Origin of the sequence: Desulfosporosinus fructosivorans (assembly GCF_004766045.1) — a bacterium.
Classification (GTDB): domain Bacteria; phylum Bacillota; class Desulfitobacteriia; order Desulfitobacteriales; family Desulfitobacteriaceae; genus Desulfosporosinus; species Desulfosporosinus fructosivorans.
The window spans coordinates 719,431-744,817 of record NZ_SPQQ01000002.1 but is presented as its reverse complement, the minus strand read 5'-3'; the positions used below and the strand labels follow the sequence as shown (position 1 = coordinate 744,817).

Annotated in this window: 19 protein-coding genes and 2 pseudogenes; all 21 read left to right on the top strand. The window is 44.3% G+C overall.

What is annotated here, in order from left to right; genetic code table 11:
- Nucleotides 1-104: 104 nt before the first annotated feature.
- The 21 genes and pseudogenes from E4K67_RS07680 (at nucleotide 105) to E4K67_RS07570 (ending at nucleotide 24,662) form a co-directional block, all read left to right on the top strand.
- Nucleotides 105-1,250, top strand: a complete 1,146-nt coding sequence (locus E4K67_RS07680; protein WP_243454362.1) for a hypothetical protein — start codon at nucleotides 105-107, stop codon at nucleotides 1,248-1,250.
- Nucleotides 1,251-1,490: 240 nt separating this feature from the next.
- Nucleotides 1,491-3,446, top strand: coding sequence for an oxidoreductase (locus E4K67_RS07675; protein WP_135545801.1), 1,956 nt, complete (start codon nucleotides 1,491-1,493; stop codon nucleotides 3,444-3,446).
- A 241-nt stretch (nucleotides 3,447-3,687) separates the two neighbouring features.
- Nucleotides 3,688-4,725, top strand: a complete 1,038-nt coding sequence (locus E4K67_RS07670) for a zinc-dependent alcohol dehydrogenase (protein WP_158408432.1) — start codon at nucleotides 3,688-3,690, stop codon at nucleotides 4,723-4,725.
- Between the two features lie 339 nt (nucleotides 4,726-5,064).
- The gene (locus tag E4K67_RS07665; protein ID WP_135545799.1) at nucleotides 5,065-5,847 is read left to right on the top strand and encodes a glucose 1-dehydrogenase; all 783 of its coding nucleotides are present in this window, start codon (nucleotides 5,065-5,067) and stop codon (nucleotides 5,845-5,847) included.
- Between the two features lie 102 nt (nucleotides 5,848-5,949).
- Nucleotides 5,950-7,005: a 2,3-butanediol dehydrogenase gene (locus tag E4K67_RS07660; protein WP_135545798.1), complete on the top strand. Its 1,056-nt coding sequence runs from the start codon at nucleotides 5,950-5,952 to the stop codon at nucleotides 7,003-7,005.
- A gap of 135 nt (nucleotides 7,006-7,140) precedes the next feature.
- On the top strand, nucleotides 7,141-7,584 hold the full coding sequence (locus E4K67_RS07655) for a VOC family protein (protein ID WP_135545797.1): 444 nt from the start codon (nucleotides 7,141-7,143) through the stop codon (nucleotides 7,582-7,584).
- Between the two features lie 706 nt (nucleotides 7,585-8,290).
- On the top strand, nucleotides 8,291-9,976 hold the full coding sequence (locus E4K67_RS07645) for a thiamine pyrophosphate-binding protein (protein WP_135545795.1): 1,686 nt from the start codon (nucleotides 8,291-8,293) through the stop codon (nucleotides 9,974-9,976).
- 358 nt (nucleotides 9,977-10,334) lie between these two features.
- Nucleotides 10,335-11,522: a CaiB/BaiF CoA transferase family protein gene (locus E4K67_RS07640; protein WP_135545794.1), complete on the top strand. Its 1,188-nt coding sequence runs from the start codon at nucleotides 10,335-10,337 to the stop codon at nucleotides 11,520-11,522.
- A gap of 30 nt (nucleotides 11,523-11,552) precedes the next feature.
- A complete protein-coding gene (locus tag E4K67_RS07635) occupies nucleotides 11,553-12,707 on the top strand; it encodes an acyl-CoA dehydrogenase family protein (protein ID WP_135545793.1) in 1,155 nt (384 codons plus the stop codon).
- Nucleotides 12,708-12,742: 35 nt separating this feature from the next.
- On the top strand, nucleotides 12,743-13,594 hold the full coding sequence (locus E4K67_RS07630; protein ID WP_199242495.1) for a 3-hydroxyacyl-CoA dehydrogenase: 852 nt from the start codon (nucleotides 12,743-12,745) through the stop codon (nucleotides 13,592-13,594).
- A 12-nt stretch (nucleotides 13,595-13,606) separates the two neighbouring features.
- Complete coding sequence (locus tag E4K67_RS07625) at nucleotides 13,607-14,383, top strand: enoyl-CoA hydratase/isomerase family protein (protein ID WP_135545791.1); 777 nt, start codon at nucleotides 13,607-13,609, stop codon at nucleotides 14,381-14,383.
- A 69-nt stretch (nucleotides 14,384-14,452) separates the two neighbouring features.
- The gene (locus tag E4K67_RS07620) at nucleotides 14,453-15,643 is read left to right on the top strand and encodes a thiolase family protein (RefSeq protein ID WP_135545790.1); all 1,191 of its coding nucleotides are present in this window, start codon (nucleotides 14,453-14,455) and stop codon (nucleotides 15,641-15,643) included.
- Nucleotides 15,644-15,885: 242 nt separating this feature from the next.
- Nucleotides 15,886-16,182 carry an IclR family transcriptional regulator domain-containing protein gene (locus E4K67_RS31475; protein WP_135545789.1) on the top strand — a complete coding sequence of 99 codons (297 nt, stop codon included), beginning with the start codon at nucleotides 15,886-15,888 and terminating at the stop codon, nucleotides 16,180-16,182.
- 58 nt (nucleotides 16,183-16,240) lie between these two features.
- On the top strand, nucleotides 16,241-16,654 hold the full coding sequence (locus E4K67_RS07610; RefSeq protein WP_135545788.1) for a nuclear transport factor 2 family protein: 414 nt from the start codon (nucleotides 16,241-16,243) through the stop codon (nucleotides 16,652-16,654).
- A gap of 3 nt (nucleotides 16,655-16,657) precedes the next feature.
- Nucleotides 16,658-16,807, top strand: a pseudogene (locus E4K67_RS07605) (carboxyl transferase domain-containing protein); the annotation flags it as partial.
- A gap of 11 nt (nucleotides 16,808-16,818) precedes the next feature.
- Nucleotides 16,819-17,049: pseudogene (locus E4K67_RS07600) on the top strand (fumarate hydratase C-terminal domain-containing protein); the annotation flags it as partial.
- Nucleotides 17,050-17,217: 168 nt separating this feature from the next.
- Nucleotides 17,218-20,052 (top strand): molybdopterin-dependent aldehyde oxidoreductase, encoded by a 2,835-nt coding sequence (locus E4K67_RS07590; RefSeq protein ID WP_135545787.1) that lies wholly within the window; start codon nucleotides 17,218-17,220, stop codon nucleotides 20,050-20,052.
- Nucleotides 20,053-20,072: 20 nt separating this feature from the next.
- Nucleotides 20,073-22,376, top strand: a complete 2,304-nt coding sequence (locus E4K67_RS07585; protein ID WP_206752181.1) for a pyridine nucleotide-disulfide oxidoreductase/dicluster-binding protein — start codon at nucleotides 20,073-20,075, stop codon at nucleotides 22,374-22,376.
- A gap of 2 nt (nucleotides 22,377-22,378) precedes the next feature.
- Nucleotides 22,379-22,579 carry a DVU_1557 family redox protein gene (locus E4K67_RS07580; RefSeq protein ID WP_135545785.1) on the top strand — a complete coding sequence of 67 codons (201 nt, stop codon included), beginning with the start codon at nucleotides 22,379-22,381 and terminating at the stop codon, nucleotides 22,577-22,579.
- Nucleotides 22,580-22,749: 170 nt separating this feature from the next.
- A complete protein-coding gene (locus E4K67_RS07575; protein ID WP_135545784.1) occupies nucleotides 22,750-23,343 on the top strand; it encodes a hypothetical protein in 594 nt (197 codons plus the stop codon).
- Complete coding sequence (locus E4K67_RS07570; protein ID WP_135545783.1) at nucleotides 23,340-24,662, top strand: DVU_1553 family AMP-dependent CoA ligase; 1,323 nt, start codon at nucleotides 23,340-23,342, stop codon at nucleotides 24,660-24,662. Before E4K67_RS07575 ends, E4K67_RS07570 begins: the two co-directional genes overlap by 4 nt.
- The last annotated feature ends 725 nt before the right edge of the window (nucleotides 24,663-25,387 follow it).

Below are 25,387 nucleotides of genomic sequence, written 5' to 3'. Positions count from 1 at the left end.
CTGTTAACGGAATGGTTGAATCCAGCCGGAATGGAGACGAGTGTAGAGATATGTTTGGCTAACCATTAATGTGAACTGGGAGAGACAGGTAATTTGTACCGGAGGTGTTGGATTTGGACGCTTCAACCAGTAAGACTAGGGGCAAGGAGGTTATTAACAACAATAAACCATTTGGCTTATCCCTCAGGTCGGTCTCCTTTGCACTCGCACATTTGGCAATTATTTTTTTAGTAAGCTTCATTGTTTGGAATTTGTTTGCGGATCCAAAGCAAGGGGTATGGAAACTATACCCACAACCCTTTGGTGCCGTCCTGTTCTGGTTTATTATGGAGGTTGTGTTCTTAGTATTCATGTTGGAGTTTTGGCCTTTTAACCGGTTTAGACAACCTCTGATGGGGCTAGTTACATTTTTAGTCAGTACAGTTTTGGCTTTTTTAACAGTGGGTATACTCGTGTTGGGTGTCGGGGCATTTGAGCCTGCCTTTAATCCGAGCGGAGCAGGTTGGACTGCTACAGGCATGATTGTTCTCTTAGGTTTCTACTGTTTCGGAATCTTACCCACAAGCATGGGCCACTGGCCTTGGGTAGATTTGGGCCTCAAGCAACCGATGGTCGGGATCATTGAGTTTTTCGTGGGATTTTTCCTGACGTTTATCGGTTATCTGGTGTTAATATATCCGAACGTAGCCAGTTGGTCCGCGAGTGGAAAAGTTATTTTACCGCTAGTTACAGCGGTTGGTTGGTTCTATTCCGTTATTCTCTCATGGCTCACGATAGCCAATGCTTTGGATAACTGGCCGTGGAACCAGATGGGTTCAAGAGGAAAAACCGCGCTTGTGTCCTTGTTTGGAAACTTTATTATCGGCACGGGCATATATTTCCTGTTCTTAGCCTTGCTGAAAGGTTTTCTGATTCCTGTTGAGGCTCAGAAAACAATTGGAGCCGGGATTACCATGTGGCCTGCGCAATTAGGAGTTTGTATCGTTTTTTGGATACTAATCTGGTCAATAGTGTTTGACAATCAACCCATAGACACCATTGGTCGCAAGGTATCCAGAATAGTGATTACCTATGGCTTAGGACTGGTTTCGTTTTACGTCTATACCCGGTGGTTTGCGGTTAACGTGCTGCACGAAGCCGAAATTATTAAAGGCTTCGGAGGGGATCCGTTGACTTGGGTTGATTTGATGGTTTTAGTCATGTTAATATATGCAGTTTACTTCGGTTCTTACGGCTTAACCAAAAGATAAAATAGCCGATGGGAAATAGAATTAGTTCAAGGGAGTTGATTGATGACAAAATGAGGAAACAAGCACAATCTTAAAATTCAGAAAATATTGAAAAATTTGATTACAAACTTCCTTGGCATTTTTCATATGCCCGGGGGGACGGACATTTGGGATGGTCTTATCGTGCCGCCAGCTACTGGTTTTTAGTTCCTGCGCTGGTAAACAGAATTTGAAAAAGAAAAAGAAGGAGATGGCTGATCAATGTCTGATTATCAATATTTATTTTCACCAATCAAATTGGGTAAAGTCGAATTGCGTAACAGGGTTGTATTTTTACCCCATCTTACCATGTATGGCACTAGAGCGGGTCTTGAATCGGAATATTCGCACAATTATTATGCCGAAAGGGCCAAGGGCGGCGCTGGTTTGATAATTCATGGATGCAATTGTTCCCATCCGATGGGACATTTGATAAATGTAGAAGTCAGTGCCTATGACGAGGAAAACATTCCTCTTTATCGCAAGACTGTGGACATGGTGCATGAACACGGCGCTAAGATATTCGGACAGTTAACCTTTGGAGGAGCACAAGTCGTACAATGGCACCCTTTACTGTTGTGGGCTCCATCAAATATTCCCGATCATATTACTAAGGTGGGAATGGTTCCGAAGGCAATGGAAATCGAAGATATTCGTTCCGTCCAAAAAGGGTTCGTTCAATCGGCGCTAAATATGCTGAAGGCTGGTTTTGACGGAGTAGAGCTAAAAATGGCCCATGACGGTTTGATCCGCCAATTCTTGTCGGGCTACTATAATAAGAGAACAGATGAATATGGCGGCAGTTTTGAAAACAGGACTCGATTTGCCCTTGAGACTATAGAGGCTGTTCGCGCAGCCATTGGAAATGATATACCGTTGGGTATCCGTTTGGTTTTAGACGAGTTTTTAGCTGATGGTTTTGGCTTGGATTATTTTATCGATGTTGCAAAAGTCTTAGCTGCAACTGGCAAGATTGATTATATTAGCCCAAGTAATGCCAGCTATTTGAGTTATAACCTTTGTGCTCCTACTATGTTTCATCCTCAGGGTTTTGCTGTAGGGATGATTGCTCAAATGAAGGCTGCAGTGGACATACCGGTATTTGCCTTTGGACGCATAAATGACCCGGTGATGGCTGAGAAAATCCTGGCAGATGGTCAGGCGGATCTAATCGCTATGGCGCGCCCAATGCTTTGTGAGCCTGAATGGGTTAATAAAGCTAAGGCCGGTAAAGAAGATGAAATTCGCAAATGTGTAGCCTGTAATCAGGGGTGTATAACTAGGTGCTTCGAGGGGCTGCCCATAAGATGCATCCAGAATCCAGCCGGCGGCAGAGAAGGAAAGTTAGGAATAGGCACGGTTACCGTCCCTGATAAGAAAAAACGCGTTATGGTGGTTGGTGGTGGTCCCGCCGGACTGAAAGTGGCTGAGGTTGCTGCAAAAAGGGGACATAAAGTTACTCTCTATGAAAAAGGAACTCAGCTTGGCGGACAGGTTAACCTTGCTATGATACCCCCCAGCAGAAACGAATTCGGGGAAATTGTACGCCATTTGTCGATTGTTAGCCAAAAGTATGGTGTGGACGTTAAGCTGCAGACGGAAGTTACTGCTGACATGGTCCTTGCAGAAAAACCCGATGCTGTTGTAATTGCTACGGGTTCCACACCGACCGCTGCACCCTTTGCCTTTGATAATCAAACAAAAGTATATAATGTCCAAGAGCTTCTGTCCCAAAAACCCAATCTAGGGTCTAAGGTAGTAATTTTCGATGATGATCTCCATTGGCAGTCGGCCGGCGCAGCCTTATATGTTCTGGAGCAGGGATGCGAGCTTGAGGTCATCACCACAGGATTCTTCTTTGGCAAAGATTTGGACTTTGTGGACTTATTGAATGCGTACCCGGTCTTTGGTGAAAACAAGGTCAAAATCACTCCGGCATCAGGAATTAAAGAAGTGTCTGGTCGTAGGGTTACTGTGGCAGGTGGTTTTACGCCACATGAAACTATTATTGAAAATGTAGACACCGTTATTTATGCTACCCGGAATATGCCTAATGAGGATCTGTACTTCGCCCTGAAAGGTAAAGTTGCTGAACTTCATAGAATCGGTGACTGTGTAGCAACACGCAAAGTAGAACATGCCATTAGGGAAGGCGAGCTTTTAGGCAGAGAACTGTAAGAGCAAGGTTGGGCGGAGGACTCTGTTGGAAGATCATACTCACTGGGTCCTCCGTTGACTCTTACTTAACTGTTCAAAAGTAAGGTAGACATACCCCATTTTAGCGGAACGATGTTGTCCTGCTTCCAACTTGTAGTTGTTTGTTCACGCTTGTTCGAACGCTCAATGGATGAGCGGCGTTTGTAATTCAAGTTCCATTGGTCTGAACCACGCAGAGTACAACTATAAAGGAGGATCAAAAATGAAAGCTGCTATTTATCATGGTATTGAAAATGTGACCGTAGAAGATATTCCAATGCCGGAATATGGTCCAAAAGATGTAATTCTAAAAACAGTAAGAGCCGGAATTTGCGGCACTGATATTGGGGCATTTTTTCATGGTGGTGAAGAAGCTGGCATTTTCCCCGAAAACCAGTTTGGACATGAAATGGCAAGCATTGTATATAAAGTCGGCGAAGAAGTACCATCAAACGTTAAAGAAGGCATGCGGGTCTTTTTGAATCCAATCCTTTCAAAACGCCTGGATTGCGGCTTGTCTCTTTTTGAAATCTGCGATGAATGCGGAGCGTTTTCGCAATATGTGCAAGTGCAAGATGCACAGATCGATTACAATATCTTTCCGCTTCCTGAAAATGTGTCGTTTGACACTGCGGCACTTATTGAGCCTTTTTCGGTAGGCATGCACGCCGCAAATGCAGGTAGCGCGAAGCCCGGCGATAAAGTTGTGATATTCGGCGCCGGAACGATAGGGCTGTCTACCATGTGCGCTTGCATAGGTAAAGGGGTAAAAGATATCGTCGTTGTAGATATTGACGATTGGCGTTTGGAAAAAGTCAAAAAAATGGGTGCGGTTCCTTTTAATTCTGCAAAGGGCGATTTATTGACATTCCTGCAAGGGTTATACGGTAGCCTGATTAATGCAGCAAATGCGCCAGCGGCAAATATCGATCTTTATTTCGATACTGCGGGAGTTAATAGCATTATACCTAGCGTATTAGGAATGGCCAAGCAGTCGGCACGGTTAGTAATTATCGCGCTCTACCATAACAATGTTGAAATCAATCCATTTCAGCTTCTTGCAAGTGAAATGAATGTTATAGGTTCATTCGCTTATCAGAATCCGGATATTAGAGAGGTTATATCTGTTTTGGAAGCTGAGAGCACTCCGATTGATCAGATCGTCACACATCATTTCCCGCTGGACAAAATCAACGAAGCCTTTGGAGTGGCTAAGGCAGGAAAAAATGTAATTAAAATTCTTATTGACCATGAAGCATAAAAAGATCTGATGCGCAGGAAAATTTTTCTGCTATGCTGATTGTCCTTTAATTATATAAAGATCATTAATGATTCCGGTGCTGAAAGCACCGATAATTCCTCGTATACTCATCCCACTTGGTAAATCCCGGGATTTGAGACTTACTGGTCGTTATTAGCGTTCAATCACTAAATTTATGCCTTCGTTGTATGATTTCATAATGCTTCCCTCGTCACACGATCACCACTCCTACAAAGTTTTAATCTTATTATAGCAAGTGGTGGTCTTGTTGGTCAGCATTATATAAATTTCAATGCTGAGTAGTAACAAAATAATATGGTTAAAAAAGGAGAGATTTAAATGAAGTTACAAGGTAAAGTAGTATTGATAACTGGAGCGGGTCGTGGAATTGGCAGGGGAATCGCATTGCGGTTAGCCGCAGATGGTGCCGATGTAGTCATAAATGATGTTAATATGGAAAACGCAAATAAAGTGGCGAAAGAAATCCAAGCTTTAGGGCGGAAGTCTTTTGCGGTTGTGGCTGATGTCACTAACAGTTCTCAAGTGAATGCTATGTTTGATAAGGTTGCAGCAGAATTTGGGAAACTCGATGTTATGATCAATAATGCAGGGATAGCTCATGTCAAAGCTGTTGTTGAGATGGCTGAGGAAGATTGGGATAGAGTTATGACAGTTAATACCAAAGGAATGTTTCTTTGCGCTCAAGCGGCTGCCAAGCAAATGATTAAGCAAATGAGTGGGAAGATAATCAACTGTGCTAGTATAGCCGGACATATTGGCTTTGGCTTGCTAGCGCATTATACTGCATCGAAATATGCCGTAGTTGGTTTCACTCAGGCTCTGGCCAAAGAACTGGGGTCTTTCGGAATAACGGTTAATGCTTATTGTCCGGGCATCGTAGGAACGGACATGTGGGAGTTAGTCGATGTGGAAATGGGTAAGTATCTAGGCTTACCTAAGGGTGAGACTGTGAAAAAGTTCTGCAACGATCTGATAGTACTTGGAGGTAAGATCGAAACTCCTGAAGATGTGGCGTGTCTGGTATCCTACCTTGCATCAAGTGATGCTGACTATATGACTGGTCAGTCCATCAATATTTGTGGCGGAATCGTCATGTCCTAATAAAATTAAGAACTAAGGTGGGAATACCTTAATCAGAGCAGGCGTGAAGGGAAGTTTCCCTTAATTTCTATTTATTATTAAAAGGAATGGAGATGTCAATATATGAAAGCTGCTGTGTGGTTCGGTAGAAAAGACGTTAGGGTAATGGATGTGCCGGAGCCTTCAGCTCCTAGAGCCGGTGAGGTAAAGATTAAAGTTCAATGGTGCGGAATATGTGGCACTGACCTGCATGAATATCTGGCAGGACCCATATTTATAAACACTGAACCCCATCCTTTGACCGGACACAAAGCTCCAGTCATTTTAGGACACGAATTCGCCGGAGACATTGTAGAGGTTGGACCAGGTGTTGACAGTTTAAAAGTTGGAGACAGGGTTACTGCCGATGCCTGTCAGCACTGTGGGAAGTGTTATTTTTGCCAGCGTAACATGACTCAGCTGTGTCAACAGGTAGCCTTTACCGGTTTAAACGCGAATGGGGCATTCGCGGAATATGTTAATGTTCCAGTCAACACTTTGTACAAGCTTTCTGACAATATTTCTTACGAGGCTGGAGCATTGATTGAGCCTCTTGCAGTAGGATTTCATGCGGTTCGCCAGGCTCCGTTACTTGCTGGAGAAAGCGTTGTAATTTTGGGTGCAGGTACTATTGGACTTTCAACGCTTCAGGCTGCTCGGGCTGCCGGTGCCAGCAAAATCTTTGTAATTGAGGTGGCCCGCGCCAGAAAAGAGTATGCACTAAAACTCGGCGCTACCGCAGTATTTGATCCAACTGAAGTGGATGTGGTTCAGAAGGTACGGGAAGCAACTGGTGGTCTGGGTGCAGATGTATCGCTAGAATGTATCGGGCATGAAAAGACCGTTCCTTTAGCTATCGATTTAGCTAGATCGGCCGGAAAGGTGGTCTTGGTAGGAATACCTGAAAGGGAAAGCAGTATGAACTTCTTCGGTGTTGTTGCAACCGAAAAGAAGATTACTGGTTGTTTGTGCTACAATGGGGAGTTTGCTCCAGTTATTGACTTGTTAGGCGACGGTAGACTTCAGGCGGAACCTTTAATTACCGGTAAAATTAAAATTGACGACATTGTGAACAAAGGATTTGAAGAGCTGGTAAACAACAAGGAGCAAAACATTAAGATTATTGTGACACCATGGTAAGATATTCCTCTTTTGGTGTTCGACCCCGAACAGGTATCCCGAAATAGGACCCTCCTTCCCACATATTGGACGGAGCCTGGTTGAGATTTTTATGGCAATTGATTGAAAATTTTAAGGTGAAGGAGGTTCATTAATATGGCAGGACTGAATGAAGCACTAGGTGGGGGCGGTATTCATCATGTCGGGCTTCGTGTAATGAATTTTGAGACCAGCATAAAGTTTTACACAGAGGTGTTAGGGTTGAAAATTTTGATAGATTGTCCGCATCCCTGGGAACCCGATATTGTAGATCACATATGCTTCCTTGATACGGGTGATGGAAACTGTATTGAAATTTTTACCGGAGGAAAACAGGATTCGGTGGAGTTTGACCAGTACCGTGCCGGCACATATTTTCATTTAGCCCTAAGGTCAAACAAGGTCGATGCTGTAGTTGAACGTGCTCGAAAAGCCGGTACTACTATATTAGTAGAGCCTTTGGACGTAAGACTCGTGGCTTACAATGGTGATGTCAAATTGGCAAGAGTAGCTTTTATACTCGGTCCAGATGGTGAACAAGTTGAGCTTTTTCAGGAGTAGTAATACTTTAATCGGAGCGGAAATAAAGGGAAGTCGCCCTGAATTTTCCGAATGTTATCAAAAGGAATGGACTCGTGGGGAAGAACTCAAATTTATAAGATAGGGGAACATCTTTATGACAAAAAACAACAGGAAACTGTTGGAGCCCTTTAAGCTTGGTCATACCACATTAAAGAACAGAATGGTAAAGGCCCCTATGGAAACACGGTTATTGACCTTATCGTAACTAAAATGGGCTGCATCACCAAGTAATTAGTGGTTAGTAGAACAGTGTTGGAGCGTGCTCCAACATGGAACACGCTCCATATCAGAACACGGAGTGGTGTTATTGACTTAAAATGCGGTATTTCCAGGTAAGTGGTCGAAAAGCCCTGTTGAGTTGCGAGTGAAAATATGCATTGTTCCATATTGGACCATGTGTCCTCTGATTAGAATGGCCATGATTAGAAGTAAGGCCTTGGAAACAGGCTATAGGCAAATTGGCATGAAACTTGCTATTGCTATATACCATATAGGACGTTATTAATACATGTTAAAACTTAACCCCCAAAAAGGAGGTGGGCATTAAGGGGCTTATATAACCACAATTGTTGATTGGGAGGAAAGTGATTTTTTAGCCGATGGGAAATTAGTTAAGGTGAGTTAATTGATGATACCAGTATAAGAAACTAATTATTTATTATGAAAAAGGAGATGTCGGTTGTTTATGAGTGAAAAAATGACGGGTGGCCAAGCAGTTGTAAAAACTCTGGAGGCTGCTGGAACTGAACTTGCAATAGGTTATATTGGGCACACTGATCATGAAATTGCGGATGCCTTGTTGGAGTCTACTAGTATCCGGTCTATTCTTTGCCGGACAGAGTTAACCGGTTCCTTTATGATTGACGGTTACAATAGGATAAAACGTGCACCTAAAGCTGTTGGTATTTTTCATGGTCCTGGAACACCTCAGATACTAGGGGGACTTGCGGGAACCATGGGTGATTCAATACCTAATCCTATGATTATCGGATCAGTTCATCAAAACCACCGTGACAAGGGAGCGCTGCAAGATACCCCTGTTGCAGATTTGTGTAAGCCCTTTGCCAAGTCATCGGTCCGGGTCGACGATGGAACACGGATTCCCGAGGCAATTCAAAAGGCGTTCAAACTTTCTACTACCGGACGTCCTGGTCCTACTGTGGTGGAAATCCCTTATAATTTAGCCGTTGATTCGCATGAGGTAGTAATTCCTAATGCCGGGAGCTTTTATGAACCTGTAGGAAGGATAGCTGGCGATCCTGATCAGGTACAAAGAGCAGTAAACATGTTAATAAATGCAAAAAGACCTGCTTTGCTAGCCGGAGGTGGCGTTATTATCTCGGATGCATGCGCTGAGTTAAAGCAATTGGCAGAGTATTTGCAAATCCCGGTGGCAGTGTCCGGTATGGGTAAAGGTGCATTTTCATCCAGACATGAACTTTCGGTTGGCAATGTCGGTGTAGTTGGATGGAAATGTGCTCAGGAAGTCTGTGATGAAGCTGATGTATTAGTGACTATTGGGTTCAGATTTGCCGAGTTTGGCTATGCTCAGATGTATACGCTTAAAGCGGATTGGAAACTTATTCATATTGATATTGATCCAGCTGAGATCGGTAGGGCATATCCGGCTGAAATAGGAATTGTCGGAGATGCGAAATTAGTCTTAGGGCAAATTATTGAAGGCGTAAAGGCTGAAAACGCCAAGGATAAGTTTGCGGGTACAGCTTGGTTGCAGCGTTGCAGCGAGTTAAAGCAACAATGGCTGAAAGAACTTGATGAGAAATGTCAAAACAATAGCCCTCTAATTAACCCTTATCGCCTAGTACGCGAACTACGCAATGGATTGACGGATGATTCCTTGATGTTTGTAGACGTTGGTAATAACGAATGTTGGGGGGTTCACGTATTCGATACCCACTTGCCAAACACTTTCCATATGGGCGGGGGGTACGGACATTTAGGATGGTCCTTTCCTGCCGCCATGGGGGCCAAGCTTGCGGCGCCAGATAAGACAGTTGTCTCTATCATCGGGGACGGTGGGTTCCATTTCGCGTTCCATGAGCTTGGTACCGCTGTCAAAGAGGATATTCCGGTAATTGTGGTTGTGTTTAATGATGGGTGGTTGAACTGCAATAGACAAATTCAGGATTTCTGCTATGAGTCACGCTATAGCTTTACTCAAATTAACAACCCGGATTTTGTCAAACTTGCCGATAGTTTTGGCGTAGCTGGTTTACACGTAAATAAGCCGGAAGAAATTCAACCCGCCTTACAACAGGCGCTAGCAGCTAAGGCGCCTTTTGTGCTGGATGTAAAAATTGATGATAAAATATTTTTCCCGGCTACTGGTTTTTGGAAACCGCGCTGGTAAGCTGAAATTGAAAAAGCATAACAAGCCCTTATGGAAGGCGAGCTTTTAGTCAGAAAACTGTAAGAACAGGGCTGGGAGGGAGGACCCTGCAGGGATAATTATACCTACTAGGTCCTCCCCTTGACTTTTAACAAGGAATGTTACCATTAAAATACTACTCTGGTCATAAGTTTAATTATTATTCTAACCTGAAGCGTGATCATCAAAGAATAACCCTCGGCATATGGGGTGTTGAATTAATATCCCGCCTGCGTTCAGGAATACTTTTTGTCCATAGTGTACCAACTGTGGTACAAGGTTACTCAGGTGAGTTGACTTAGATATAGCTGTCTCTAAGTACTTGAAAGGAGGAAAGGGTATGGAAGGTCCGTTAGCGGGAATTAAGGTATTAGAGTTAGCTAGAACATTAGCAGGTCCGTATTGCAGTATGCTCTTGGCAGATATGGGGGCAGACGTACTAAAGGTAGAGCAACCAGGGATAGGGGATGAGACTCGGGGCTATACACCACCGGCAATGGCTGGGGAAAGTTGTTACTACTTAAGTCTTAACAAAAACAAACAAGGCATGACTTTAAACCTCAAAACCGAAGAGGGTAAGAAAATAGTAAAAGAACTGGTTAAAGACGCAGATGTGCTAATAGAGAACTTCCGTACCGGCACCATGGAAAAAATGGGCTTAGGATACGATGTGCTTAAAGAGATTAACCCCCGGTTAGTTTATTGTGCGGTTAGTGGATTTGGCAGGACCGGTCCTATGAAAGATGAACCGGCCTATGACCTGGTAATGCAGGCTTTTGGTGGCCTTATGAGTGTTACAGGGGAAGCGGACCGGCCTCCGGTAAAAGTCGGCTTTTCTATAGTCGATCTTACCACAGGCATGTATGCATGCATTGGAACCCTACTTGCACTTTGGTCCAGAGAAAAAATCGGCAGAGGGCAGGTTGTAGAGGCATCTCTTTTAGAATCCATTGTTTCTTTGCAAACCTACCTGGCCCAGGGTGTTATGGCTACCGGTAAGATTCCCGGGCGCTTGGGTTCCGGACACCCCAACCTCGTTCCCTATCAAGTGTTTGAAACAAAAGACAGTTACGTCATAATAGCTGTTCCCAATGAGTGGTTGTGGCGCAAAATGTGTGATGCTTTGGGTCTGGATGATTTGAAAGACCATCCCAAGTTTGCAGTTAATGCCAATAGGGTAAAGTACAGAACCGAGTTCATTGAATTGATGACTGAATTTACCCGGAGCAAAACAACCGAGGAAATCACAGAGAAACTCAAAGAGGCCGGCGTTCCGGGAGGAGCAATTAACAACATTGCTGAAGTTTTGGCTGATCCGCAGGTTATACATAGGGGAATGATTCAAGAAGTCGAGCACCCGACCATCGGCAACCTAAAACTGCTTGGAATTCCGGTTAAATTATCTGAAACTCCAGGGTCGGTAAGAATGGCCCCGCCGACTTTGGGTCAAAACAACATTGAAGTGCTTAGCCGCCTGGGATATTCCCCGGAAGATATAACTGTTCTTAAGGATAAAGGTGTTATTTAGCCTGATATCCAGGAAGGAGAGAATACACACATGGACTTTAATATTGATGACGATCTTAAGTTAATTGTTAAAACCATCAAAGATTTCGTCGACAACGAAGTAGACCTCCAGGGGCAAGCCATCGATGAAGAAGATAAAATTCCCGAAGAGATAATCGAGACAGCCAAGGAAATGGGTTTGTTTGGTTTAAGCATTCCCGAAGAGTATGGGGGAACCGGGTTAGACATGTTGGGCAAGTGCCTTATTTTCGAGCAGTTAGGCCGGACTGCCAATGGGTTTACGACTTTTATCGGGGCCCACAATGGAATAGGTACAGTGGGAATCGTTGAATTGGGCAATGATCAACAAAAGAAGAAATACCTTCCGGATTTGGCAGCGGGAAACCGCTTCGGAGCTTTTGCCTTGACCGAACCGGGCGCCGGCTCCGATGCATCAAATCTAAAAACCGTTGCGGTCCGCAAGGGAGACAAATATATAATTAACGGTACCAAACACTTCATCACTAATGCCACTGAAGCCAGTGTTTTTACGGTAATGGCAGTAACGGACAAGTCAAAGGGCGGCAAAGGGATTACCTCTTTCATAGTCGAGAAGGACTTTCCAGGGTTCTCGATTGGTACTGTAGAAAGAAAAATGGGATTACGCGGTTCCCATACCGCAGAAGTAATATTTGAAGATTGTGAGGTCCCTGCTGAAAATGTCTTGGGACAGGAGGGCCAGGGCTATGTAAATGCATTAAAGATCTTGGCAAACGGACGAGCGGGTCTGGCAGCCCGGAACCTTGGTTCGATGCAAAAATTGCTCGAGCTTTCTGTCCAGTACGCTCAGCAAAGGGTCCAGTTCAATAAACCCATTTCCTCTTTTCAAGCTGTTCAGCATATGCTGGCAGACATGGAAACTGACATTCAAGCAACCAGGGCCTTTACCTACCGCGTTGCCTGGATGGTGGATCAAGGAATGAAAGTAATCAAAGACGCCTCGGCGGTTAAATATTTTGCTTCGGAAGCTTATTGCAGGGTTGCAGATAAAGCTTTACAGATTTTCGCCGGAATGGGATACATGAAGGATTTTCCAATCGAACGCTACTATCGTGATGCGAGAATTACCAGGATTTACGAAGGCACGTCGGAAATCCAGAAAAACATTGTTGCTGCTCAGTTGTTGAAGGAATACGAGTTAGTTTAATACTCTTAAAAAAAGGAGAGGAAATAACCTTGGGTATTCAAAAAGTTGCCGTAATTGGTGCAGGTACCATGGGACGGGGGATAGTTCATGTGTGTGCCCTGAGTGGGTTTGAAGTCAACATGCAGGATGTAAGCTCTGAACTTCTGGAAAAATCCGTAAATATCCTAGGTGCCAACTTGCAGAAAGGCGTGGAGCGGGGGAAAGTAACATCCGAAGCTAAAGATGCCGCATTGGCTCGGATCAGCTGTATTACCGATTTAGAGGAAGCAGTCAAGGACGTAGATTTGGTAATTGAGGCGGTTCCTGAAATTATGGAACTTAAGCTTGAGATATTCTCTAAGTTGGATCGGTACTGTCTGCCAGATGCGATTTTGGCCAGCAATACCTCCACTATGAGTATCACCGAGATTGCTTCGGCAACCAATCGGCCTAATAAAGTGATTGGGCTTCACTTCTTTAATCCTGTACACATGATGAAGTTGGTCGAGATCATCAATGCATTGGAAACCTCGGAGGAGACTTATGATGTCTCAGCAGCCTTTTGTAAAAAAATTGGCAAGGAAACGGTAAAAATCAACGAGTTTCCGGGCTTTGTTACATCCCGCATCAATTGCTTGATTGGGAACGAGGCCTTCGTGATGCTGCAAGAGGGTGTAGGAACGCCCGAGGACATCGACAAGGCCCTCAAATTTGGGTTGAACCACCCTATGGGTCCATTTGAACTCGTAGATTTAGTTGGTCTGGACGTAAGGTTAAGAAACCAACAGTATTTGCACGAAACTTTAGGGGAGAAATACAAACCGGCTCCTCTTCTGGTAAAATACGTAAAAGCAGGCAGATTGGGACGTAAGGTTGGCAAGGGCGTTTACGATTATACCGATAAATAAGGAGGTTGGCACATGGGTTATAAGAACCTACTGTTAGAATTTGATGGTGAAATATGTGTCGTTTCCATCAATCGTCCAGAAGTCAGAAATGCTTTGAACCGGGAAACCTGGTCCGAAATTGCCCAGGCAACAGACCAATTGGAAAAGGATGATAACGTCAAGGTAATCATCATTACGGGTACTGGGGACAAAGCATTTGCAGCTGGGGCCGATGTAGCGGCATTGAAGGAAAGAACTCTAATTGAGACTTTCTTTAATGAAAACCAGGCTACTTTAAGTCGGCTGGCAGCTGTGGATAAGGTAACGATTGCTGCTATTAACGGTTTCGCTTTAGGTGGCGGCTGCGAACTGGCTATGGCTTGCGATCTCAGAGTAGCCTCTGAGAATGCCAAGCTGGGTCAGCCCGAGTTAAACTTGGGAATTTTGCCTGGAGCAGGCGGTACGCAACGTTTAACAAGGTTAGTTGGTATCGGCAAGGCTAAGGAACTCATTCTTACCGGCGAAATTATTGATGCTGCCGAGGCTCGCCAGATCGGGCTTGTTAACAAAGTAGTTCCGGTAGGAGAGGCTGTTCAAGCGGCAAAGGAAATGGCCAAAAAAATCCTCGCCAAAGGGCCTTTCGCGGTACGGGTTGCCAAGTCCGTGTTGGATTGGGGAAGCAATACAAGTCTTGACCAGGGATTGATAATGGAGAGGCTTGCTCAGACAATCTTATTTGCAACAGAGGACCGTACAGAAGGGCTGACTGCATTCTTGGAAAAAAGGGTGCCTGTTTTTAACGGTAGGTAAATTGTAAGTTAAGGCTTTCGGGATTTTTGGGCGGTGTTTTCCAGATCCAGGACAAAGGAGGAAAAATTAATGCAAGAAGCAGTAATTTTGGCCGGTGTACGTACAGCCATCGGTAGGGTTGGGGGTAGTTTGCGTGATGTAGAGGTTGATTTCCTTGCAGCACGGGTAATCCGGGAAGTGCTTGAGCGCAGCGGAGTTCCAGATCAAGCTGTGGATGAAGTCATTCTTGGCCAGACAAAACAAAGCAGCGACAGTCCCAACCTGGCACGCTTGGCGCTGCTGCGGGCCAACATGCCTGAGGTCGTTCCAGCTTATACTGTACACCGGCAGTGCGGTTCCGCCCTAACTGCAGTCAATAACGCTGTTCAAGCTATCTGGTCGGGTTATTCCCAAGTGGTGATTGCCGGCGGAGCAGAGAGTATGAGTACTGCTCCCTACTACTTGAGAAGTGCGCGTTACGGCTACCGGATGGGTAATGCTGAGATTCTCGATCCCAATACAGAGAGCCAGCCGCGCTGTCAGCCTGAGGACCGTTACGGACGATTAACAATGGGACTTACAGCGGAAAACTTAGCGGAAAAGTACAACATTAGCCGCTTGGAACAGGATGACTTTGCTTACCTGAGCCAGGAGCGGGCTATTCGGGCCATTCGGGAAGGAGTATTCAAAGATGAAATAGTTCCTTACGAAGTAAGGCAGAAAAAAGGTGCACTCATTTTTGACACGGATGAACACCCGAGGGAAACGAGTATGGCCCAATTGGCCAAATTGAATCCGGTGTTCAAAGATGGTGGAACGGTTACAGCAGGGAACTCCAGCGGTCGAAACGATGCGGCAGCCGTTTTAATCATTGCTACCCCCGAAAAGGCAAAGGAATTTGGAATGAAACCTATCGCGCGTGTAATCGGCATGGGGGCGAAAGGTGTGCCGCCACAGATAATGGGGATAGGGCCGGTGCCTGCTTCGCAGGCTGCTTTGAAAATGGCTGGTCTCAGCCTCGAGCAGATTGACCTAATAGAGCTTAATGAGGCCTTTGCAGCCCAGTCTCTGGCCGTGGTAAAAGAGTTGGGCCTGGACCTCGCAAAAACCAATGTTAACGGTGGGGCCATTGCCCTTGGACATCCTCTAGGGGCCACAGGGGCAATTATTTTGATCAAATTGCTTAATGAATTACGGCGTACAGGGAAGAAATACGGCTTGGCTACCATGTGTATTGGCGGCGGGCAGGGTATTTCGACTATCGTAGAAAACCTTTTGTAGAGAGAATAACTACCATGGCTTATGTTTCCGTAGGCGATGTGCAAATACATTATTAAGACGCTGGCAGGGCCGCCATTATCCAAGGAAAGGCATATCCTATCCGCAAGACGAAGTTAAGCCGCGGCTTTTTCTTTGTTGGCAGAGCAATAGAGAATAGGTATTTGGTAGGCGAGAAGACCAAGTGGGGTGCGAATGGGTAAAACTACAAGCACTCGTCGGTATAGGGTAGCGGTCACTGTTGTATGCTGGGGTTTTTAAAAGTTCTTTTGTGTGCACGGGAGATGCAAGGTGAAAATAATAAATTATTGAGAAGACAGGGCTTGCCGCAATTACTAATGGTACCATTACAAGATCATAACAAATTGATAGAGGAGCTCGCAAAGATTCGGACACAAGTTTATGCTGGTAGGTTTGGTGAACGGCTCAAAGGAGTTGTTTCTGTCAGTATGCCCGTGCGAACCTACTACGGTGAAGTTTTGGGCAGTCTCTCAATATTATGGTATAAACAATCTAACGTAAAAAAGAAGTATGTAATATAGAATGACTGTTGCCTTATCGAAGACTGTTAAAAAAGCAGTAAAGAAAGGGTGTGGAGAAATGAGTGAAGACCGTTGGCTAATAATGGAGACCTTAAGCAAGTATGCTTGGGGATACGATGAGAATGATATAAAAATGATGGGTGCCAGTTTTACTGAAGATGGAATTCTGAATATGAAAATTACTAGCGGAACAGTTTACGATCCGATGGTCGGACGGGACGCGATTGTAAAAATCATGGGCGATATCAGGAATACCCAAACTGATCAAAGACGGCACATCATTTCAAATCCCATTTTCATAAAACTCGAGAAAAATTCGGCAGAAGTTATTACATTCCTGGCGCTTACTACTGCCGAAAATAATACAGTAAAACTGGTCACTACAGGCACCTACCGTGATCTAATGGTAAAAGGAAGCGATGGAGTTTGGCGCAGCAAGCAAAAGGATCTTGTAATGGATTGCCCATTCTAAAGCTTTGGTAAGACCTTGGCATCCGGGATCATTCGTCAAATCTCGGTGATCATGGGACCCTGTGCGGGCGGAGCTGTATATTTACCTGCTATCAACGATTTTACCTTTATGGTAGAAAAGACCAGTCAGATGATTATCACTGGCCCGCAAGTACACCCTCATTGAAACATGGTACCGTCTATTTAGGAGCGATCGGTGGAGCTGGTGCCCTTATTGCCAAACAAATTGTTTCGGCCGAAGTGATTGCTTATCCTAAACTGGGACCGGAAGCGGTACGTCGCCTGGTCGTAAAGGATTTCCCAGTGATTGTGATTATAGACCATGAAGGAAATAATCTCGATGAAATTGGGAAAGCGCAGTACAGCAGGGTAGAAAAACCAGGTGTAAGACGTTGAAACAGGTAAGAATATTAGGCTTTTTGTAGCTAATCGTGGTGATGCCGAAGCCGCTTCTGGAATGTTGCTGGCAGTATGTTGGCGGGGATTGCTTTTCTTGGGCTAGGTTAGGAGATTGTCATGTTCATTTTTGTGCCTTGAGCGCAGCGAAAGGAATGGATACTTATTATGACAATTAGTAAAATGTTTCTTAACATCAACGGGGCAGTTCGAATGGTAGTGTACGAGCCAGATGATAATCTGGCGAACGTCTTGCGACAAATGGGATTAACAGGAACAAAAGTCGGTTGTGATGCTGGGCAGTGCGGGGCTTGCTCGATTTTGCTGGACGGTAAGGTAACTAGGGTTTGCACTCGAAAAATGAAATCCATAAAAGAATTTTCTAAAATTATTACGATAGAGGGAATCGGAACTCCTACTAACTTGCACCCGATTCAAATGGCCTGGATCGCATATGGCGGAGTACAATGCGGATTCTGCTCACCCGGATTTATCGTATCAACCAAGGGTCTATTAGATACAAATAGTAATCCTACGCGCCAGGAAGTTCGCAGATGGTTTCAAAGACATAGAAATATTTGTCGCTGCACAGGTTATAAGCCGCTTGTAGATGCAGTAATGGCGGCTGCACAAGTGATGCGTGGCGAAATGATAATAGATGAACTTGTCTTCAAAATTCCGGAGAGTGGCAGGATTTATAACACTTACTATCCTAGACCAGCGGCAGTTGCTAAAGTAACCGGCACCAGTGATTTTGGGGCTGACATGAATCTGAAAATGCCTGCCGGTGCGCTTCAACTGGCCTTGGTTCATCCTAAAGTATCCCATGCTAAAATTTTATCAATTGATACTTCAGAAGCAGAGAAGATGCCCGGTGTATTTAAAATTATCACTCATAAGGATGTTAAAGGCAAAAATCGTATTTTCAGTCCGGTAACTGGACCGTATAATAAATGCAATTCTTGGGACCGTCCTATTCTCAATGATGTAAAAGTGCATATGTATGGCGATACTTTGGCTATAGTTGCCGCTGACACGCGTAAGAACGCCTTGGCTGCTGCGGAAAAAGTCAAAGCGGAATTGGAGCTGCTGCCAGAATATATGGATGCATTGGATGTACTTGCCGACGATGCGGTTGAAATCCATCCAGGAACGCCGAACATCTATGTAGAAGCACCTTGTATCAAAGGGGAAGAAACAGAAAGTATATTTGCGTCTGCGCCTTATATAGTAGAAGGAAGTTTCTACACGCAGCGTCAGCCCCATGGTGTCCTTGAACCTGAATGCGGCATGGCGTATATGGATGAAGAAGGTCGTGTAACAGTACATTGTAAAACTCTGGCACTCCAGGCGGTAATTTTTTGGGCAGCTGCTGGTGTCGGACTTCCGCCGGAAAAGATAAGGGTCGTTGAAAACCCAACAGGAGCGAGCTTTGGTTCTGCATTGACCCCGCAAGCAGCTGCGTTAATGATTGTAGCGGCAATGGCTACTGGGAAACCAGTATGTTTAGAATTGCAATATGACGAACATACGCATTTTACCGGAAAACGTGCGCCAAGTTACAGCAATGTAAAACTGGCCGCAGATAAAGACGGAAAGCTAATAGGTCTGGAATTCGACGCAGTATTAGACCATGGCGCCTATTCGGAAAAAGCCGAACTTGTGGCTACTAAAACCAGCCGCTATATGGGTGCGGGCTATCATATTCCCAACATTCTTGGCTTGACAAAAGTCGTATTTACCAACCATTCTTTTGGGACAGCTTTCCGGGCCTTTGGTTCACCTCAGGCGTATGCGGCTTCAGAGCAAGTAATGGATATGTTAGCTGAAAAAATTGGTATGGATCCTCTGGAATTTCGCTACATTAATGTTTACCGCCCAGGTTCGACGACTCCAAATGGCACCGAGCTTTCAGTACATCCTTTGCCGCAGTTGTTGGATATGCTGCGTCCAAAGTATAAACAAACATTAGAACGGACAAAACAGGAGTCTACTCCTGAAAAACCCAGAGGTGTCGGGATTGCCGTTGGTGTTTACAATGTATGCGGTGGTGAAAATGATACTAGCAATATTGATCTTGAATTAAATGCAGATGGTAGTGTGACAAGCTGGAATGGCTGGGAGGATCAGGGGCAAGGAGCAGATGTCGGCGCATTAGTTTTAACTCATGAAGCATTAAAGCCGTTAGGACTCGATCCGAAGCAGATTATTCTCAATATGAATGATACTGCCCTGGCGCCAACCGCGGGTCCGGCAGCTGGCAGCCGCTCACATTTTATGAATGGTAATGCCACGATTGATGCTGCTAATAAATTGATGAACGCCATGCGTAAACCTGACGGGACTTACCGTACTCATGCTGAGATGGTCGCCGAGGGTATCCCTACCCGGTATACCGGCACATATACCACCATTGGTTTAACGTCGGCACTAAATCCTTTTACCGGTCAAGGAGATCCTAATCTTGAATACATGTATGGGGTCTTCATGGCGGAAGTAGAGGTTGATACTAAGACTGGCAAAACGAAGGTCCTAAAATCCACCATGCATGCCGATGTGGGTGTCATTGGCAATAAGCTGGCGGTTGATGGACAGATGTACGGTGGTTTGGCTCAAGGAGTTGGATTGGCTCTTTCTGAAGATTACCAAGATCTTAAAAAGAGTAATATCATCGGATTAGGGATTCCGGCTATTGAAGATATCCCCGACGAACTGGATGTTGAATATTTAGAAACATATAGAGCCCCCGGACCATTTGGATCTATCGGTTGCGGTGAATTACCGCTTACTTCGCCCCACGCCGCAATATTAAATGCCATTTATAATGCTTGCGGTGTTAGGATTCATGAATTGCCGGCTTACCCGGAAAAAGTAATTGCAGGACTAAAAGCTATCGAATCTGGTAAAGTCACTGAGCAGGCTAAGTACGATTTAGGACCGGATTTCCGCGAAAGACTTGCGGAAATGAAGCTGAAGTATATTGCTTCTACCCAAAAGACATGAATGCTTACGAAATAGGAGAAATGGAAGCACAGTGCATTCAGGAAGAAACGGCATATTGTACAGCCGAATGTCCTGTACATGTAAATGTTCGTGCGCTGATGTCTTATGTTAATAAAGGTAGTTTTGAGAAGGCATTCAAAAGTTATGCTAAACAAGTCAAGTTTCCCATGATTATCAGCCGCATTTGTGATGAACCTTGTAGAGCAGTCTGCATCCGTAAAACGTTAGATGATCCCCTTGCAGTCAGGCTTATAGAAAAGGCATGTGTTGACTATACAGTCGTAAAGCGGCGCAATTGGTCGGGAAAGGTGAAAAAGAGTGAACGAATCGCCGTGATCGGTGGCGGTTTGAGTGGTTTGAGTTGTTCTGTAGAATTAGTGAGCAAGGGATACGACGTGACTCTGTATGAAAAAGCCGAACGTCTTGGTGGCAGGCTATGGAATTTTGACCGGCTACTGCTGCCAGCCGAAATCATTACTGAGGAGCTTTCTGGGCTGGAAAGTGCGGGAGTTAGAGTTTGTCTGAATTCCTCTGTTGTCAGTTTGTCTGAACTGGATTTTGAGGCGGTATATGTTGGTACAGGTATAAATGGAAATGGTTTTGCCCTTACGCAGGCGGCAGGAAAATCAAAAGGCGTGGATCCGGTGGATCCGGTTTCTTTGGCTACTTCAAGAGAAGGAACTTTTATGGGTGGCAGTATGCTGGGCTCGGAACAGCATTATTCGCCAATTCACTCTGTATCTCAGGGGGTACGCGCAGGTAAATCTATTGACAGATATCTTAGAAATCTTTCTTTGAGCGGCGAACGGGAAAAAGAAGGAAGCTATCAGACTAGGCTTTATACTGATATTAGCGATAAAGAAATAAAGTTTATGGTTCCTCTTAATGACTCTGCTCAGGGTTATAGCGAAGCAGGAGCAAGAGAAGAAGCGGCTCGATGTCTTCAATGTGATTGCAAAATATGCGTAAAAACATGTTGCTTTCTTGAATCATATTCTGAATATCCTAAAAGTTATGTAAAGAATATTAGTAAGAGTTTAACAGTAATTCCTACTATGGGCACGCGTTTTGCTTCCCGGTTAGTTAACTCCTGTAGTGTTTGTGGGCTCTGCAAAGAGGTTTGTGTAACAAAATTTGATATGGGTGTAGCATGCTTAGAGGCCAGAAAGATTATGGTAGATCAGGGAGATATGCCGGCTGCTTTTCATGATTTCTTCCTGCGGGATATGATGTTTGCCAACAGTGAGCCAAGTTTTTTGGTTAGGCAGCAGCCAGGTGCACAAGCCAGCTCTTATCTCTTTTTTCCTGGATGCCAGTTAAGCGCGTCTTCTCCCGGTAATGTAGAAAAGGCTTACAAGTATCTTATGAGATTACTTCCAGGCGGGGTAGGACTGATGCTTGGCTGTTGTGGCGCACCAGCCCAATGGTCAGGGAGAACCGAGGTTTACAAGGAACAATTACAGCAATTTCAAGGTCATTGGGATAGCTTGGGTAGACCCAAGGTTATTTTGTCTTGTCCGACATGTATAAAAATGTTTAAGGAATACTTGCCTGGAGTTCCTGTGCGGTCGTTATGGGGGTTAATAGCGCATGTGGGGTTCTCATGTAAAGACAATAGTGCCAAAGGTCTGTCAATTGCAGTTTATGATCCCTGTTCAAGCAGGTATGATCCTGAAAGTCAAGGAAGTGTGCGGACAATACTAAAGGAGCTGGGTTGTAACATTACTGAATTGCCATTACATGGGAAATATGCGCAATGCTGTAGTTATGGCGGGCTGATACAAGCTGTTAATCCTGATCTCGCCAATCAAATTACAAACCAAAGAATTTCCGCAAGTCATCTTCCTTACGTAACTTACTGCATTAACTGTCGGAATGATTTTGCTGCAAAAGGAAAACCTGTCTGGCACTTGCTGGATCTACTATTTGGGGAAGCCAGTGAAGCTGAAGCAAACCAGCAAGTACCTGGTTATTCCGAACGCAGGAACAACCGGATCAGTTTAACGACGCACCTTTTAGAAAGTATATGGGGTGAAACAGTGGAAATAGCCCAGCAAACGCATGAAAAAATAAAGTTGATCTATTCAGCTTCAATCCAAGATAAAATGGAAAGAGAGCTTATCTTGCTTAACGAGGTTAAAGAAGTCATTTATTATGCTGAGCAGACTGGTAATAAGATAATTGATACTGCCAGCAATCACTTTGTTGCGCATTTGCAGTTGGGGATTATTACTTATTGGGCAGAGTATCTGCCCAATGGTAATGCTTATGAAGTCTTCAACGTGTATAGTCACAGAATGCAGATTGAGGAGAAAGGATTATAGCCATGCAGGACGGAGATCAGAAACTGGTTGTTTGTTATAAATGCAATGTCGCTTTAGAGCTTAGGAAATCAGAAGTGAGCTACCAGGGATATAAATTTGTCGCCGATCTGCATCGATGTCCAAGCTGTGGGCAGGCATATATATCCGAGGAATTAGTAAAAGGTAAGATGAAACAGGTAGAGAAGGAGCTTGAAGAAAAATAAAAGTAGCACTATATGTATAAAAAAGGAGACGTAATGAACACGTTCGGGACACCCGTTTATCCATCTTACAGGTGGTGAGCCTACGTTGAGGGATGATTTACCTGACATTATACGGGTACCAACTCTTGTACCTGGGATCAATACCAATAATATAGGAGATATAATACGTTTTGGTTTGTCTCACAGTTAGAGGGGTACATTTTCAACCTGTTAGTTATTTCGGCGCATATCCCAAAACTCCCACCGACTGCCAACGTATTACCTTGCCTGAAGTAATTCGGGAGATACAAGAGCAAACAGGCAGGCTTTTAACAATTGACCAATTTGCACCTTCTGGCTGCGACCATGCTCGTTGTGGCTTTCATGGCGATTTTGTAGTTATGCCTGATGCTAAATTACAGTCCTTGCCCCCAAAGAATACAGCATGCTGCAGCAACAAACAAGAATCAAACGGTATTGCCATGCAAAAGAACCGTAATTTTGAGGCAAGACGCTGGGAAATAAGACCGAAACAAACGATACAACACCAAACGGTTGCCGGAGAAGGAATGGGCGAATGGGAAAATTTCATTGATCGGGTCAGAACACATGGATTCAGCGTTACCGGGATGGCCTTCCAGGATTGTTGGACAATTGATTTAGAACGGCTGCGCGAATGCAGTTTGCATGTGCTAAGTCCGGCAGGAAAAGTAATCCCGTTTTGTGCCTATTATTTAAGCGACATAACGGGTAATTCTATCTATAAACAGAGGGGGCATGTATGATCAAAAGGAGTCCGTTGGAAGCATGGATACATCAGAAGATCTCTGGGGTTGCTAGAGGATCGTTGACCACTGCCCAACTAGAGCGGTATCAAGTGAGGCAGTTAAATGCAGTGATTGCCAAGGTCAGAGAACAGAGCCGATTCTATAGAGAACACCTGAAGGACGTAGGGGCCGGGGGGATTTCTCGTATTGAAGATATAGGGCGATTGCCTTTCACTACTTCAAAAGACTTATTTCGGGATCCAACCGCTTTTTCTTGTGTTTCCCAGCAACAGATATCTCGCGTTATGACAATATCGACTTCTGGAACGACAGGCGAACCCAAAAGGATATTTTATACTGCAGAGGATCAGGAAGCTACTATTGATTACTTTCAACACGGAATGGCTAATCTGGCATGCGCAGGTGACAGAGTACTAATTCTTCTTCCTAGTGAATTGCCGGGAAGTGTGGGAGACCTATTACAGAAGGCTTTGGATAGATTGGGAGCTACTGGTATCAAGCATGGTGTTGTGGTCGACCCCGAAAAGGTTTTAATGGTTATGGAGAAAGAACAAGCGAATGTACTAGTAGGCATTCCTGTACAAATTCTTATCTTAGCAAGATATCAGAATAGCCTAAAAACCTTTTCTACACAACTGAAAAGCATTCTTCTGTCCACAGATTATGTTCCTGGGGCTATTGTGAGTGTACTGGAAGAAACATGGAATTGTCGGGTATTTAATCATTATGGAGCCTCAGAAATGGGTTTGGGCGGTGCTGTTCAATGTGAAGCTTTGGGTGGATATCATTTACGGGAAAGTGATCTTTTTTTTGAAATAGTGGATAGTAATACTGGCCAATCAGTCCCTGATGGTGAGTATGGAGAAATTATTTTCACTAGTCTTACGGCGCAGGGAATGCCGTTAATTCGTTATCGTACCGGAGATATTAGTCGGTTTATCCCCCAACCTTGCCAATGCGGTACCGTTTTGAAGACGATGGACCTGGTAATCGGCAGACTGGCGGATGAGATAAGCTTAAAAAGCGGTATCATTCTACGGCAAGGAGATTTTGATGAGGCATTGTTTCCTCTAGCGGGGGTATTGGACTTTCGAGTGAGCGTAACTAGCGAGAGAAGAAAAGACTTAATTGATATTGAGGTTAATCTGGCAAAGACCGCAAACGTTGTTTCCTTGCAAGACATCTACAATGTACTGGAAAATTTACCTGGTATTAAATCTGCAATAGACAGGAATGAACTGACTATCCAGATCAAGGTTGAAACTGAACGGTTTAACCGTGGTGCAGCAAAGCGGGTTATGCAGCACGTTACTTAAAAAGAAAATGTCCTTAAAACAATATTGATATCATAAGGAGGGGCTGCTGGTATGGGTCAGCCAAATAAGCTAGTAGTTGTTGGACTAATGGGGATAGGGAAGTTGCTATCCGTATAGCATTCATGTAGGGGGCAGAAGATCTGCGGGGATCTCTTATCATGGCCCTTGAAAGCCGAAGGACAACTTGTAACGGAATATGTTGAGCTAAGTCTTCTGTCTCCAAGCAGCGAGTGATTCAGTGAAACTGGAATGGAGCATTTTTGGTAACTATTCTTAAATATTTTGTAAAGTATCGGTTTCGCCAACTTGATATATTATAAAATAGGAACTTTTGGAGCGAAGTTTAACGAAAAAGGAAGGTAAGATATCGTTCATCGGCCTCTTCCTCATCTGCTTCCAGTAAGTCCAAGGCAGTTTGGATCTCTGCTAGATAATATTCAAAAGGTTTAAAGGCCAGGAGTGTTAATGCATAAGACGCCGCTAGCTACAGCGTCTTTTAAGCAACATATAAGTAGTGATCCATCTAAGCCTTGGACAAAAGGAGTGAAGGAGCCCATGTTGACGTATCGACATGATTTTTTACATTTCCTGCATTTCCTGCATTCTTTCCTGGTCATTCATTGAATATCCATCTCTTTTAACATCACTCATATTTAGTGAATCATCTTTCATTACAATATTCTTTAGCTTTTTAACTGTCAAACTCCAGCTTAACCCTGATGTCT

What these genes read in the sequence shown, in the direction of transcription:
- E4K67_RS07675 (WP_135545801.1), top strand. Translation starts at nt 1,491, where the DNA reads ATGTCTGATTATCAATATTTATTTTCACCAATCAAATTGGGTAAAGTC.
- E4K67_RS07670 (WP_158408432.1), top strand. Translation starts at nt 3,688, where the DNA reads ATGAAAGCTGCTATTTATCATGGTATTGAAAATGTGACCGTAGAAGAT.
- E4K67_RS07665 (WP_135545799.1), top strand. Translation starts at nt 5,065, where the DNA reads ATGAAGTTACAAGGTAAAGTAGTATTGATAACTGGAGCGGGTCGTGGA.
- E4K67_RS07660 (WP_135545798.1), top strand. Translation starts at nt 5,950, where the DNA reads ATGAAAGCTGCTGTGTGGTTCGGTAGAAAAGACGTTAGGGTAATGGAT.
- E4K67_RS07655 (WP_135545797.1), top strand. Translation starts at nt 7,141, where the DNA reads ATGGCAGGACTGAATGAAGCACTAGGTGGGGGCGGTATTCATCATGTC.
- E4K67_RS07645 (WP_135545795.1), top strand. Translation starts at nt 8,291, where the DNA reads ATGAGTGAAAAAATGACGGGTGGCCAAGCAGTTGTAAAAACTCTGGAG.
- E4K67_RS07640 (WP_135545794.1), top strand. Translation starts at nt 10,335, where the DNA reads ATGGAAGGTCCGTTAGCGGGAATTAAGGTATTAGAGTTAGCTAGAACA.
- E4K67_RS07635 (WP_135545793.1), top strand. Translation starts at nt 11,553, where the DNA reads ATGGACTTTAATATTGATGACGATCTTAAGTTAATTGTTAAAACCATC.
- E4K67_RS07625 (WP_135545791.1), top strand. Translation starts at nt 13,607, where the DNA reads ATGGGTTATAAGAACCTACTGTTAGAATTTGATGGTGAAATATGTGTC.
- E4K67_RS07620 (WP_135545790.1), top strand. Translation starts at nt 14,453, where the DNA reads ATGCAAGAAGCAGTAATTTTGGCCGGTGTACGTACAGCCATCGGTAGG.
- E4K67_RS31475 (WP_135545789.1), top strand. Translation starts at nt 15,886, where the DNA reads ATGCTGGGGTTTTTAAAAGTTCTTTTGTGTGCACGGGAGATGCAAGGT.
- E4K67_RS07610 (WP_135545788.1), top strand. Translation starts at nt 16,241, where the DNA reads ATGAGTGAAGACCGTTGGCTAATAATGGAGACCTTAAGCAAGTATGCT.
- E4K67_RS07590 (WP_135545787.1), top strand. Translation starts at nt 17,218, where the DNA reads ATGACAATTAGTAAAATGTTTCTTAACATCAACGGGGCAGTTCGAATG.
- E4K67_RS07585 (WP_206752181.1), top strand. Translation starts at nt 20,073, where the DNA reads ATGGAAGCACAGTGCATTCAGGAAGAAACGGCATATTGTACAGCCGAA.
- E4K67_RS07580 (WP_135545785.1), top strand. Translation starts at nt 22,379, where the DNA reads ATGCAGGACGGAGATCAGAAACTGGTTGTTTGTTATAAATGCAATGTC.
- E4K67_RS07570 (WP_135545783.1), top strand. Translation starts at nt 23,340, where the DNA reads ATGATCAAAAGGAGTCCGTTGGAAGCATGGATACATCAGAAGATCTCT.